Annotated in this window: 14 protein-coding genes; all 14 read left to right on the top strand. The window is 41.6% G+C overall.

The window, feature by feature from the left end:
• The first annotated feature begins 7 nt into the window (after positions 1-7).
• The 14 genes from G590_RS0104205 to hflX all read left to right on the top strand — a co-directional run bounded on the left by G590_RS0104205 (position 8) and on the right by hflX (position 14,360).
• Positions 8-1,228 carry a nucleotide sugar dehydrogenase gene (locus G590_RS0104205; protein ID WP_026493918.1) on the top strand — a complete coding sequence of 407 codons (1,221 nt, stop codon included), beginning with the start codon at positions 8-10 and terminating at the stop codon, positions 1,226-1,228.
• Positions 1,229-1,272: 44 nt separating this feature from the next.
• Positions 1,273-2,271, top strand: a complete 999-nt coding sequence (locus G590_RS0104215; RefSeq protein ID WP_081640984.1) for a glycosyltransferase family 4 protein — start codon at positions 1,273-1,275, stop codon at positions 2,269-2,271.
• A gap of 16 nt (positions 2,272-2,287) precedes the next feature.
• Positions 2,288-3,325, top strand: a complete 1,038-nt coding sequence (locus tag G590_RS0104220; RefSeq protein ID WP_155828723.1) for a hypothetical protein — start codon at positions 2,288-2,290, stop codon at positions 3,323-3,325.
• A 104-nt stretch (positions 3,326-3,429) separates the two neighbouring features.
• A complete protein-coding gene (locus G590_RS0104225) occupies positions 3,430-4,812 on the top strand; it encodes a hypothetical protein (protein WP_155828724.1) in 1,383 nt (460 codons plus the stop codon).
• Position 4,813: 1 nt separating this feature from the next.
• Complete coding sequence (locus G590_RS0104230; protein ID WP_022764427.1) at positions 4,814-5,932, top strand: hypothetical protein; 1,119 nt, start codon at positions 4,814-4,816, stop codon at positions 5,930-5,932.
• A 3-nt stretch (positions 5,933-5,935) separates the two neighbouring features.
• The gene (gene wzx, locus G590_RS0104235; protein WP_022764428.1) at positions 5,936-7,318 is read left to right on the top strand and encodes an O-unit flippase-like protein; all 1,383 of its coding nucleotides are present in this window, start codon (positions 5,936-5,938) and stop codon (positions 7,316-7,318) included.
• Complete coding sequence (ybaK, locus tag G590_RS0104240) at positions 7,315-7,803, top strand: Cys-tRNA(Pro) deacylase (protein WP_022764429.1); 489 nt, start codon at positions 7,315-7,317, stop codon at positions 7,801-7,803. The genes wzx and ybaK overlap by 4 nt, the downstream gene beginning before the upstream one ends.
• Before the next feature lie 82 nt (positions 7,804-7,885).
• Positions 7,886-8,632 carry a nucleoside/nucleotide kinase family protein gene (locus tag G590_RS0104245; protein ID WP_022764430.1) on the top strand — a complete coding sequence of 249 codons (747 nt, stop codon included), beginning with the start codon at positions 7,886-7,888 and terminating at the stop codon, positions 8,630-8,632.
• Between the two features lie 597 nt (positions 8,633-9,229).
• Positions 9,230-9,652, top strand: coding sequence for an HIT family protein (locus G590_RS0104250; protein WP_022764431.1), 423 nt, complete (start codon positions 9,230-9,232; stop codon positions 9,650-9,652).
• Between the two features lie 6 nt (positions 9,653-9,658).
• On the top strand, positions 9,659-10,402 hold the full coding sequence (locus tag G590_RS0104255; RefSeq protein WP_022764432.1) for a hypothetical protein: 744 nt from the start codon (positions 9,659-9,661) through the stop codon (positions 10,400-10,402).
• A 17-nt stretch (positions 10,403-10,419) separates the two neighbouring features.
• A complete protein-coding gene (gene sfsA, locus G590_RS0104260) occupies positions 10,420-11,070 on the top strand; it encodes a DNA/RNA nuclease SfsA (RefSeq protein ID WP_022764433.1) in 651 nt (216 codons plus the stop codon).
• Positions 11,071-11,090: 20 nt separating this feature from the next.
• Complete coding sequence (locus G590_RS0104265; protein WP_022764434.1) at positions 11,091-12,128, top strand: aldo/keto reductase; 1,038 nt, start codon at positions 11,091-11,093, stop codon at positions 12,126-12,128.
• A 22-nt stretch (positions 12,129-12,150) separates the two neighbouring features.
• Positions 12,151-13,005, top strand: a complete 855-nt coding sequence (locus tag G590_RS18360) for an SMP-30/gluconolactonase/LRE family protein (protein WP_022764435.1) — start codon at positions 12,151-12,153, stop codon at positions 13,003-13,005.
• Positions 13,006-13,043: 38 nt separating this feature from the next.
• A complete protein-coding gene (gene hflX / locus G590_RS0104275; RefSeq protein ID WP_022764436.1) occupies positions 13,044-14,360 on the top strand; it encodes a GTPase HflX in 1,317 nt (438 codons plus the stop codon).
• The last annotated feature ends 192 nt before the right edge of the window (positions 14,361-14,552 follow it).

Below are 14,552 nucleotides of genomic sequence, written 5' to 3' on the forward strand. Positions count from 1 at the left end.
AGGCACAATGATAAATGTAATTGGCTTGGGATATATTGGATTACCAACTGCATTGATGCTAGCATCGCATGGTGTTGAAGTTGTTGGAACTGACTACAACAAGAAGTTGGTTGAGACGTTAAATGCAGGCAAAACAACCTTTCAAGAGGAAGGGTTAGATGACTTGTTTGCGGAAGCGGTCAAATCCGGAATTAGGTTTACAACAGAATACCAGTCCACTGATACATACATTATTTCTGTTCCTACGCCTTATGATAAATTCAGTAAAAAGGTTGATACGGAATTTGTGATATCTGCCGTAAAGTCAGTACTGGAGAAGTGTCTTCCCGGATCGATCATAGTCATAGAGTCTACAATATCTCCCGGAACAATGGACAAATATATCAAAACTACCGTAGAAGAAGCTGGTTTGAAGGTGGGAGATGATGTTCATCTTGTCCATGCGCCTGAACGAATTATGTCAGGACACATGTTGAATGAGCTTTTACACAATAATAGGACAATAGGAGCATACAGCAATGTGATCGGAGAGAAGATAAAAGAGCTCTATATGAACTTCTGTGATGGTGAGATTGTTGTAACGGATATAAAAACTGCTGAGATGACGAAGGTTGTCGAGAATACATACAGAGCAGTGAATATAGCGTTTGCTAACGAGTTGGCAAAGATTTGCAGACATGATGGTATGGATGTATATGAGATTATCAGGATATGTAATATGCATCCCAGAGTAAATATCCTTCAACCTGGTCCCGGTGTTGGAGGACATTGCATATCGGTGGATCCCTGGTTTTTGGTAGGAGACTATCCTTCACTTGCAAAAGTAATAGATGAGTCTATGAGAACCAATGATGGGATGCCTGATTTTGTCCTGAACCGAATTTATGAAATCATGAAAGAAAAAGGTATGACAGATGTTTCAAGGGTGGGATTATATGGCCTTACGTACAAAGAGAATGTTGATGACATAAGGGAGAGTCCGACTCTTCAATTACTCGAAAGTCAACAAAGGCACCTTGCTACAGGACTTAAAGTATATGATCCATACATAAAAGATAATGTGGTGGAGAATCAATTACACAGCCTGGATGAGTTTTTGGATTCAATTGATATGATTGTTATCATGGTAAAACATGATGAGATTAAAGAAAACGCTAAAAAGCTAGCGGATAAAACAGTGTTGGATTGTCACAATTTTTTACAGATTCCTGGTGCTTATCATATTTAGATTAAGAATAGCAGGCTACACCTGTTGTACACGGACAGAAAACTATGACAAAGAGTTACTATATTGGGAGCTTTCCGCCACCATACGGCGGAGTTTCTATAAAGAATGCATTATTGTATGAAGCAATATCAAAAAGTGTTTCTTTAGAAAAAATCGTCTCTGAAAAAAGGATGATTTTGTATGTAAAGACATTGGGGAAGCTGTTTAGACGTGACTCAAAATATGTTATAGGTGTTTCTTCCAGATCCGGAAAATCAGGGTTGATCAGTACTTTGTTATACAGATTCAATAGGAACTCTATGAATCAGTCAATCTATTTTATGATGGGTGGAACTGAGGCTGATGAGATATCTTTTTCAAAGAAAAAATTAAAAGTCTACGAGAATTATAAGAGGGTTTATGTTGAAACTGATTCTATGAAAAGGAAACTTGTAAATGCAGGAATGACCAATGTTGAGGTGTATCCGAATTGTAGAAAAAAGGCTTCCTTCATCAATGATATTAAGAAGAGCGATGATAGACTCAAATGTGTTTTTTTATCAAGTATTCAAAAGGAAAAGGGTATTGAGATAGTTATTGATACGGCCAAGGAATTAAGTGAGGTTGAATTCTACATTTATGGAAATGTTAAAGATGATTATAGGGATGAGTTTTTTGAATGCATAAAGGGGAGTGCAAACACTCATTATATGGGGGCGTTTTCTTGGGATTCGGACATGTTGTATACGCTTTTGTCTCGATATGACATATTTCTTTTCCCGACATTGTGGTCCACAGAAGGGGTTCCCGGTGTGTTGGTAGAAGCCAAGATTTCCGGATTGGTTCCTATTGTTTCGGATATGAGTTATAACAGTGAGATTATAGAAGATGGTGTTGATGGAATAGTATTAGAGAGCAATGACTGTGGAGGAATGAAAAAAGCAATAGAACATCTGGTTGTAGACAGAGATAAATTGCAACGCATGAAGTTAAGCAGTAGAGATTCGGCTGACGCGTACTATATTGAAAACCATATTGACAGGATAATTGAAGTATTGAGATAGAAAACGTGGTATTGATATGACAGAGTTTATTGGCAACTCACAATTGTGTATGGACTTATTGGCTCCAATAACAAACGTTGAAGTGACAAAGTCATATTTTGACATTGTAGTTGAAGCGGCTAAAGGAATTGGCATTGAGTGCCAAAAAGTCAATAGAATAAAGATTAAAAGAGAGAATGGGAAAAGAATTGTTTTTGTAGCAACCATATTTGAGGCGATCAAAGCAAGGCTTGCCGGATATAATAAGGTTGTTTTGTGGGTGCAAGGGATAGCACCGGAAGAGTCGCTGGTCAGAAGATCCTCTTATCTTAGATGGCTTATACTTTCTTGCATAGAATATATTGCAGTTTTATGTTCAGACGCAGTTTTCTTTGTTTCAGAAGAGATGAAAAGGCATTATCAGCATAAGTATAATCTTAAGCCTCTCTGTTTTATCATGCCGTGTTTTAATGAAAGGATTGATAAGGCGTCATTTGATGCGCATGACTATGGTGATAACACATTTGTTTATTCCGGTGGAATATCTGATTGGCATTGTTTTACTCAGATTGTGAATATCTATGGAAATATTGAAAAGAAATATGGTGAAAACGTTAAACTCTGCGTTCTAACCAAGCAGACAGATGAAGCCGGCAAAATACTAGAAGAATGTGGAATAAAGAATTATAGCGTGAAGTATGTGAAAAAAGAAGAAATATGTCATGAAATGACAAGAGCTAAATTTGGATTCTGTATCAGGGATGATAGCAAGGTCAATAATGTTGCAACGCCAACAAAACTGTCCTCTTATGTATGCAATGGAGTTATTCCTATCTATTCGTCTGCTATTGTTGATTTTTATAGACAGAGCAAAGAAAGCAGATATTGCCTGTGTTATGATGACGCCTTGTTTTGGGACAAGCTTGATGGGTTAATAAAAGAAGACATAAGTCCGGAGAGTATATTTATTGAGTACAGTAAGGTGTTTGGGAATTATTATTCGTCGGATTATTACATAAATGGGATACAGAAATTCTTTGAGAATCTGACGAAGAATATGAGGGAGAATAATTGATAATACGATATGACAGGTATGTGACAAAAAGTATCCTGATAGTATTCCTGGTATGTGTGAATTCATTATTTATCAATAATCCTACGGCTTCAGGGATTATTGCTATGATTGAGATGATAACACTTTTTTTTGCTGCTCTCTTTTGCGATATAGATGTATTGTTTAAAATGCTGCTTGTATTTATGTCATGTGGCATTGAGAATCAATACTATGCTACAGGAGGCAGAACGTCTGAGTTCTTTAGTTTTTATAAGCTTCCAATCGGAGGGATTTATCCGTTCTTTGTAATTGTTATGATAGCATTGATTCGCTGCTATTTTAAGTATGGTATTGTTTTGCCTATAAAATCCTCACAGAATAACAGATTCTTCTTTTATACACTTAGTGTAGTCATGGCTGTTTTGGCGTTCCCTATGACGATCCTTACGATCTTTTTAAATGATAACGGTATACTATATTTGAGCGAAATGTGGAAATACAATGCCAGAGATGCATACCAGATGATTGTTATAATGGCACTTATGGTGCTTTTTTTTCATAGTTATTACAACAATAGGGAAATAGTTGGCGAAATCAAAGAACTTTTGCTGATGCTACTTTCATGTATGTGTTTAGCAGCAGTGATCCTTATTCTTATGAAAAATTATTATATAAACTGGGGAGCAGAGAAAGTTCTTTCTTGCCCGTTATTATTCTTTTTTTCGCCAGGACTTGTCTTGTTTGTGTATGAAAAAAGGGGTCTGTATTATCTGTTGGCCGGATGTCTGAGCTTGATCATTCAAATGAAATATACAGTAGGAATAGCGGGAACATGGTGGTTGTATGTAATTGGTGTTTTTGTGGTATTTCTTAAAATTATCCTTGAGACAAAATCTGATTACAGGAAATGGTTACTTAGTGTTGCATTACTTGTACTAGCAATGATAGGGCTTTGGTTTTTCATTGGAAGTGGGTATATCACAAGCGTTAATGGCCAGATATCATATAAGCTGAATACGATTATTAAGTATGCGACCGGAATCGGAAGTATTCACAGAAGTGTTTCAAGTACTAGTGCATCGATTAGTGCAAGAATAGAAGAGATTGTTAATGTGTTTTTAGAGTTTGCACACAAGCCGTATTTTGTACTCATGGGGAAAGGCTATGGGGGGACAGTAAGGAAATATTGGGGACTGTCCAATTGGAACAGATCGACTACTTCGACATTTCCACTGGTAATGATAACAAATAGAGTATATTCAGCTTTTCATATAGCTGTTGCTGAAGTGATAATAAATTATGGTTTGCTTGGGCTGATTCATTTTGCGTATCTGTTTATTCTTTTTCTGGCAAATGTAATAAAAAGAAACGGATCAATGTGGATAGTGATAGGATTCTTATGGTATGCACTGTTCTATTCGCTTTTCTATTCTTTTGATGTTGGGATTATCTTTATTTGCTGTGGATTGGTGGACACTCATAAATATAGTTTTCGGAGAGAAAAATGATATGGATGTTTTATATTGCAATTTGATAAGTAACGGCCCTGTAAGTGGGCATAAGCAGTTTGATTATAGGTGGAGTGAGATATTAGGACAACTTGCAAGAGTATCTTTGTTGTCTTATGAAAAAGGCTGGTATGAAAAGAAGGCTGATCAAATTGAGATCATTGAATGTAACTCGAAATCAAAAGCTGATAAGGACAAGTTGTTAAATCTTGGAGTCCTTAAAAAAGGATTTTTGCGAAAACTACAGATCAGGGAACATGTAGAAACGATATTTATATGTAAAAAAGTACTATCTATAGCTAAAGCTCAAAAGTATGATTACATTTTTATAGGAGGTATGGATTTTATTGTTTACCTTCTCTTCCGAAAAAGGCTGAAAAGAGTTTCTAATTTGGTGTTGATCAATCATTCTGCCACAGCTTATCAGAGAGGGATGGTGAAGCGGATTTTTTCTTTGGTTAAGGAAGATTTTATTCATGTTGTGATGGAGGGGGATGGAGTTAAGTTCTTTTCAAAAGAATATGGCATTGATTCAAGTAAAATATTTCATATACCGCATATGCTTAATTCGTATGATTGGAAATACAATGATAAGAATATTAAGTATGATTTTGTAGGTATTTCTAACAGCAATTCAGATGATGAAGTAAGGAAGATCATTGAGTGGGAGAATGAGGACAGGTTTTTTGAAAAGAATGGAATAAAGGCTATTTTCAGGTCTTCGGAAATTGATTATGAAACTAAGTTTCTCAAGGTTTTCTCGGGAAGATTAGGGCTTTCTTATGATGACTATTATTCTTATATTTGTGATTCCAGAGCTGTCATCATGCCATTCCCGGAAGAATTTGGATACAGGAGTTCCGGTACATTAATGGATTCTATGTCACAAAATAAGCCGGTATTAGGCACCAGATTTGGAACATTACTTCAATATAACAGACAATTTCCCAATATATGCAAAGTATATTCTGACAAGCAGGAGTTTAAGAGTAGTATCATAGAACTAATGGAGACAGACAGAAATAAAGATGAATTTGTTGCTTTTAAATACGAGCATTCAGACGAAGTTATACTTAAGAAAATAACTACATTGCTATGTGATACGATGAAGAGAGAGTAGTTTATGAGAGTTTCAAAAAAGGATTTGGTATGGACATACCTGGCGAAGTTCTTTTCGTTAGGCGTAAATGTCATTATATTGCCTCTTATTCTGTGGTATTTATCAGATGAAGAACTTGGGCTTTGGTATGTTTTTGCCGGGATTTCTCAGATGGTTAATCTGCTGGATTTTGGCTTTTCTGCTACAATATCAAGACATATGGCATATGCTTGGAGTGGAGCAAAAGAGATTATTCGATACGGAGTAAGCAGCAGTGATAATGAGGAAAAAAACTGGGAACTGATTTCGGAGGTCATAAAAACCAGTAAGAGTATTTATCTTCTGGTGGCGTTATTAGCGGTATTGATAATGTCGGTTGGAGGAACATTATACGTATATAGGGTTTCCGGTTGGAATCTTGAGAATAATGTTAAGTTAGCCTGGGGAATATACATATTTGCTGTGGCAATAAATATTCTTTTTGCATATTGCACTTCTCTCTTAAATGGCATTGGAGCAGTTGCAGAAAAGAATAAAGTTGCTGTGTGCTCAAAAACAGTACAGATTGTAGTAGCTTTTATTCTTCTGTCAAATGGTATAGGGCTTTTGGGATTTGTTATATCATATGCTGTTAGCGGAGTTACGCTAAGAATAGTAGGTATGCTGTATTTCTCACGAAGAGTTGATAAAAGGAATTTAGTAGCGGTAAGATTAGGCAGAGTGTATGAACAATTCAGAGTGGTTTGGGCGACAGCCTGGAAAGACGGAATTGTTACATTATCAAACTTTTTCTCTACCCAGATGGGAACGCTTATGTGTGCCTATTATATCGATCTGAAGTCAACAGGATCTTATGGGGTTCTGACACAGATTTTTATGACTATTGGAGCGATGGCATCTGCATATTATGCGGCATATCAACCGAAATACTGCAATTTGGTAGTGTCTGGTAAGGATAATGAAGTCAGAGAACTGACTTGTAAAGGTTTGTTGATTTACAAGATCTTGTTTGTGCTGCTATCACTGCTATTTATCTTTGTTGGGTTACCTGTTCTACACGTTTTGCGACCACAAATGAGTATCAATTTTTATTATGTGTTATTACTGGGCATATTCTATTACCTGTATATGCAAAATTCGACAGCATGTTCAATGATTTCATGTAATAACATTATTCCATATTATGGTAGCTATGTTATAACAGCTGTTTTGTCTGTCACTTTGTCCTATCTATTCGCTGTTAAGCTTGATTTTGGCATCTTGGGGTTGATACTGGGGCAATTGATTTCAAATCTAATCTTTAACAGTTGGTTTTGGCTACGATACTTGTTAAAGAGACTGAAAATAGCATATTCTGAGATTTACACAATTGGATGGAACGAGATTAAAAAGGTTGAAAAATTATGAAATCTATCGACAAAACTAATGTAATGCGAGTCCTAGACTCAAAAAAAATAGAATACAAGAGCCACTCCTATGAGCCCGATGCAACCATGTCGGGTGAGGAGATTGCAGCAATACTTGGGGAGGATGCGGATAAGGTCTTTAAGACACTGGTGACGCAGGCCAAGAGCGGGGCGTACTATGTTTTCGTTGTTCCGGTTAAGGCGGAGCTCGATCTTAAGAAGGCTGCTCAGGCAGCAGGTGAGAAGGCGATTGCCATGATCAAGCAAAAAGATCTTTTGCCGCTGACAGGCTATGTTCACGGCGGATGCTCACCTGTGGGCATGAAGAAGCAGTTCCCGACATTTGTGCACGAAACAGCAGAGGCGCATGACCACATATTTGTCAGTGCAGGCAAGGTGGGCTTTCAGGTTGAACTGACCCCTGCAGATCTTCAGTCTGTGGTTGGCTTTAAGTATGCGGATGTAGTGAAGGCTGACGCAGAGTAGTCTGCTAAACAGATACGATTAAGAATAAACTGTATTATGGGCTGACAAACGTCGGCCCTTTATTTGAATTACAGGAGACGACATGGAATATAATGTTAACATCAATGGTATAGATGTACATGCCAACTACAGCGAAGAAACTATAGATACCATCTTCAAGCCGCTGCTTCACAGGCTTTCAGACATGCGAAAGACCAAAAACGCAAAGCTTCTGGTTATGCTTGCTGCCCCTCCCGGCGCCGGAAAGAGCACGCTGGTAAGCTTCCTTGAATACGTGGCAAAAGACATAATTCCGGAATTCAAGGTACAGGCCATCGGGATGGACGGATTCCATCGCAGGCAGGAGTATCTTGAGTCGCACACTATGATGGTAGATGGCGCAGAGGTCAGGATGGTAGAGGTTAAGGGCTGCCCGGAGACATTTGACCTGGACAAATTAAAAGCGAGCATAGAAGGTGCTTTAGCAGGTACAAAGAAAGCATGGCCGGCCTATGACAGACATCTTCACAATCCTGTTGAAGATGCTATAAAGCTTGATGCTGACATTCTGCTTCTTGAAGGAAATTACCTTCTCCTTGATTCGCCCGGATGGGACGAGCTGTCAAATCTTGCGGACTACACCATCAAGATCACAGCTGACCCGGATATACTCAGAAGCCGCCTTATTGACCGCAAGGAGAAAAGTGGCAACAGCCGCGAGAAAGCTGAGCAGTTTGTTGATTTCAGCGACATGCGAAACGTTAGGCTCTGTCTGTATCATTCCAAGAACGCTGACTTGGAGCTTGTGCTTGATCCGAACAGTAATTATGTGCAAAAGGAAAACGCATAAACATCGGAGAGAACAATTGGATGACTCATTTGAGGGATGCTACTGTCTTGTGATTGATTTGATCAAGAGACAGTAGAAGATGTCGCATCATATCGTGTAGGGCTACTGTCTTATAAATGCTTTTTAATGCGGACAGTAGGAAATTCAGGTTTTGCCGATGCTATGGGTGAAAAATAGAAAATTTCAAGTGAAAATTTACTGTCTCCGGAAAGCTTTTGTGGCAAGACAGTAGTGCAAACTAAAATGTCTTCATCATTGCTACTGTCCTTGCACATTTTTTGTAGCAGACAGTAATGCCTACCAAATATAATGACCGTGGTTACTGTCTCTAAGCGAAATCTGCTGCAAGACAGTAGAGCTCGGTGTAAAACCATGTAATGACCAATGCCGATACAAGTGACAGAACAAATATCAAGCCATATATCCGAACAGTACCAAGAAAAATACAAGTACCAAGACAAAATCCACACATAAAACTCTTTTTACTACAGCCATAACAGAGTAAAATAATAGAACAGCATAATATTTAGCGAATACATAAAGTAAAGCACTAAATAAAACATTAACTAAAACATCAAATTACGGAGGAAAATAAAAATGGCTATAGACAACAATTGCGGATACTGCGTAGGAGGAGAGCCTCTTTCAAAGTTCGGAATCAAGATATGTGACCTTGGAGTGAGCCAGCTCATCCTGTTCAAGGAGCAGAGCCATCTTGGAAGATGCATCGTGGCCTACAAGGACCACGTAAGTGAGATCGTTGATATCTCAGATGAGGACAGAAACGCATTCTTTGCAGATGTGAACAGAGCTGCAAAGGCAATCCACAAGGCATTTAATCCTGACAAGGTCAACTACGGAGCATACGGTGACACAGGCTGCCACCTTCACATGCACCTCGTGCCCAAGTACAAAGACGGCTTTGAGTGGGGCGGAGTCTTTGAGATGAACCCACAGAAGAAGTTCCTCACAGACGCGGAGTACGACGAGCTTATTCAGAAGATAAAGGACAATCTTTGATCAGAAATGAAGAACAGGTTACAAATAAAAGTCATAGCAACAATAGCATCGGCAGCGTTTGTTGCCACACTTTCAGGCTGCAGCATGATACCGGAGGATATTCTTACCGAGCAGGTTTCGGATACTGCCCAGAGCCTTGCAAGCCGGGCAATCGAAGAGGCCGGTGACAAGGTAAAAGAGATAGCACAGGAAGCTGCCAAAGAGGCGGCTCAGCAGGCTGCGGAAAATGCACAACAGGCCTTTGAGGATGCCAAGCAACAGGTCCTGGAAGAAGCAGAGAATTATGCTGATGATCCTGACAAAGCCTTGAATGCCATAACTGCAACCACACCCGGAACGCTCACCTCTGCCGCTGACCTGAATATCGCTCCTAAGGGTGATAAAGACGGATATTACAGCTTTACTTACGATGGCAGGCAATACACGGCTATTCATAAGACGGATCATTGGAAGATAATTGATTCCTGCAACATATACAACGAAGCTGACATGCATATAATTTGCCAGGCTCTGATCGATCTGCACCAGATTCATGGCAAAGATATGGTGAGCTACCGCACGGCAGATGACATGGTCTACGAGTGGGAGGTCCACAATCTGGCTTACCTTTTGGTTGAAGATGATGATCCGATGAAAGAACGCCTTAAGGATGTGGATTTTGACCCACAGGATCAGGGATGCACGTTTGATGAGATCTATTACAATCACACCGGTAAAGAGCTTGATCTTGGCAGCATCTTCGGCGGCTGATTTCCGGGAGAACCATTATGACCTATGACAATATAGTTAAGGCCAATTTCATATCCCGCCCAAACCGCTTCATTGCTCACGTTGAGCTTGATGGCAAGAAAATCACAGTTCATGTCAAAAATACCGGAAGATGCAGAGAACTCCTGCTTCCCGGAGCTGCAGTGTATCTTGATAAGGCACAAAACCCCGAGCGCAAGACACCTTACGACCTGGTGGCCGTTGAAAATGATGGCAAGATCATAAACATCGACTCCCAGGCGCCCAACAAGGTGGTAAAAGAGTACTTGGAACGCCTTGGCGAATACGACCTGATAAAGCCCGAGCACAAATACGGCGATTCCCGAATAGACTTTTACATGGAGAAAGGCCCCGATAAATATCTCATGGAGGTAAAGGGCTGTACGCTCTTTAGAAACGGAACAGGTCTTTTTCCCGATGCACCAACCGAGCGTGGTGCGAGACATCTTCGGGAGCTTACACAGGCGCAGGAAGCAGGCTACAAGGCTGTCATAGCCTTTGTTATACAGGGTGAAGGGATTGATCGAGTTGAACCAAACGTCGAGACAGACCCTGAATTTGCCAAGGCCTTTAATGAGGCAGTAAACGCAGGAGTTCAGGTCCTGCATCTTAAATGCAAAGTTACACCGGACACCTTAAACGTAGTTTGATATCCGGAAGGAGATTTTTTATGAAGAACATTACACTGGGACGCACAGGCATAACCGTACCACAGAACGGATTTGGAGCACTTCCGATCCAAAGAATACCTCTGGAGGATGCAGTCAGGATTCTCAGAAAGGCCTACGACGGCGGGATAAGATTCTTTGATACCGCAAGAGCATATACTGACAGTGAGGAGAAGGTGGGCGCTGCTTTTGGCGACGGATATGTAAAGAGAGACGAGATAATAATTGCCACCAAGACTGCAGCCAAGACACCGGAAGAATTCTGGCAGCAGCTGGACATGTCACTTAATAACCTCAAGACTGACTACATCGACATCTACCAGTTCCACCTCATGGGACAGTGCTGGAAGCCCGGCGACGGCACAGGCATGTATGAGTGCATGTTAAGAGCCAAGGAGCAGGGCAAGATCAGACACATCGGCGGAACAGCCCACAAGATCGGCATAGCAAAAGAGTTGATAGAGTCAGGACTGTACGAGACTGTTCAATATCCTTTCAGCTACCTTGCAACGGACCAGGAGGCTGACCTCATTAAGATGTGCAATGAGAACAACGTTGGTTTCATCTGCATGAAGGGTCTCGCCGGCGGACTTATCACAAATTCAAAGGCTGCAATGGCATATATCAGCCAGTTTGACGGAGCAGTTCCCATCTGGGGTATTCAGAAGGAAAAAGAGCTTGATGAGTGGCTTTCATTTATGGACAATACTCCGGAGCTTGATGATGAGCTGAAGACCTTCATCGAGTCCGAAAGAAAAGAGCTTATGGGCGACTTCTGCAGAGGCTGCGGATACTGTATGCCATGTACCGTGGGCATCCAGATAAACCAGTGCAATCGTATGTCACTGATGCTTCGTCGCGCGCCCAGTGAGAGCTGGCTTTCCGATCACTGGCAGGCAGAGATGAACAAGATAGAGGAGTGCATAGGATGCGGAGCATGTCTTTCCAAGTGTCCGTACGAGCTTGAGATACCTACACTTCTTCGCAAGAACCTTGAGGACTATCGTGAAGTCCTGGCGGGCAATCGCCGGGTGAACTGACAGACAGGAGGGCCTCGGAACCATGAAGACATACCAAGCAGAACCTTTCGGACTTGCAAAATATCTTTTGGGTGAGTCGCCGTTCTATGATCCCAGAACTAAGTGCCGCTCCTTTGTAGACATTATCGCAGGCAAGCTCTACATAATAGAAGCCGGCGGACTGATGAAGCAGGTGGACTTTGACCAGAAGATCGGAGCAGCGGTTCCTGCTGAGAAAGCCGGTTCATATCTGGTAGCAGCAGCTGACGGACTCTATGTCTATGACGGAAAAGAGATCTCGCTGAACCGCAGTTTGAAGGACATCTATGAGACCTATCATCGTTCCAACGACGCCAAAGCTGATCCTGCAGGAAGACTGTGGTTCGGTTCCATGGCAGAAGGCGAGGGGATAGAGCCCTCGGGTGATCTTTACAGAAATGAACACGGAAGAGTTGCTCTTATGCAGCCGGACACCATAATTGCCAACGGAATGGCGTGGAGTGCCGACAGGACCAAATTCTACTTTGCCGATTCCGAGTATCACGCTGTCTTTGTTTATGACTATGATTTCGAGACAGGGAATATTACAAACCGCACTGAGCTTATCCATATTGAAGATGGTGTGCCGGACGGAATGTGCATAGACAGCGAGGACAATCTTTGGATTGCTGTCTGGGGCGGAAGGCGAATAGAAAAGAGAAGCTCAGAAACCGGTGAACTTCTTGCCATAGTAGAAGTTCCTGCTGAGCATGTGACCTCATGCTGCTTCTTCGGAGACAGCTTCGATGAACTCTTTATCACGACAAGTGGCAATGAGCTCTCAGGGGACTATGACGGGTGCCTGTTTACCTGTAAGGTAGATGAGAAGGGCCTTGCTCCGGACTACGCCATGATCTGAAATTGACATAGCTACAATATAGAAATACGAGTGAATATATGATAGAAAACATTACGCAGACACGTCCCACCAGAGCAGTTCTGGTGGGACTTAATACAGGAATAAGCTCATCCGACTTTGACAGGTCCATGGATGAGTTAAAAGAGCTGGTTAAGGCAATTGACATTGAGGCTGCTCTGACTGTTACTCAGTCTCTGCCATCGCCGGATCGCAGTACTTACATAGGAAGCGGTAAAGTGGAGGAGATCGCAGCATCTCTTGATATGTTTGACATTGACCTGGTGGTTGTGGATGGAGCTCTTTCACCCATGCAGGCCAGAAACCTTGAGAAGGCGCTGGATACAGAAGTTATCGATCGCACAGGACTGATCCTTCAGATATTTGCCAGAAGGGCCAAGACCCGTGAGGCATGTCTTCAGGTTGAATATGCGCAGCTTCAGTACATGCTTCCGAGGCTTGCACATATGAGGACATCTCTTTCCCGTCAGGGAGGCGGAAGCGGAAGACTGTCCAATAAAGGTTCAGGTGAGAAGCAGCTCGAGCTGGACAGAAGGCGCATTGAGCACCGCATGGCTGAGCTCAGAAGGGATCTTGAAGGCATCCGCAAGGAGCGCGATACCCAGAGAGGCAGACGTATGCGCTCAGGTCTTCCGGAGGTTGCGCTTGTAGGTTATACCAATGCCGGTAAATCCACTATACTAAACGGACTTATTGATCTGTACGGTGTTTCGGGAAGTGAGGACAAGCAGGTCTTTGAAAAAGACATGCTGTTTGCAACCCTGGATACATCCGTCAGAAAGATAGAACCAAAAGATCACAGACCATTTCTTTTGACTGATACCGTTGGCTTTATCAGTGATCTGCCCCATGACCTTGTAAAGGCCTTTCGCTCTACCATAGAAGAGGCTAAGTTTGCAGATCTTTTGCTGGAGGTCATTGATTTTTCCGATCCGGAATACAGGCATCATATGGAAGTTACTCAGCAGACACTTAAGGAGATAGGGGCGGGAGAGATTCCCGTTATCTATGTGTTCAATAAATCCGACATCCTGAAGGATGAGCAGATAGAGAGCGGAAGTCTTCCCATAGAGTTCCCGAGGACCGGGGCTGACCGTGTCTACATTTCAGCCAAGGACAAACACAGCCTTGATGCCCTGATAGAGGTAATCGACAAAAAGTTTGCAGAAGAAGAAACAGAGGTAACACTTCTTTTACCTTATAAGGAAGGTGCAATCCTTGGCGAACTTAACAGCAGAGGTGTTGTGAAGATGACCGAGTATCAGGAAGACGGAGTGCTTGTAAAGGCTCTTTTGACCGGAAAAGATATTTCAAGATTTGAAGCGTACATGAAATGAACTACCATCACCGACAACATCGGAAATGGTTTCTACAATACCTTGCGGCATAGTAAGGCACGTTCACAGTGCCGCTACTCCGTCGGGAAAAACCCTTCGGCATACTTGCAAATGTTTTAGATGCGCTTGTGGCGCGTGGGAACTAACACCTTGTATATTTTACGTGCCATAGGTTCTTGGTTTGTTAGATAC

Source organism: Butyrivibrio sp. XPD2006, from assembly GCF_000420865.1.
GTDB lineage: Bacteria > Bacillota > Clostridia > Lachnospirales > Lachnospiraceae > Butyrivibrio.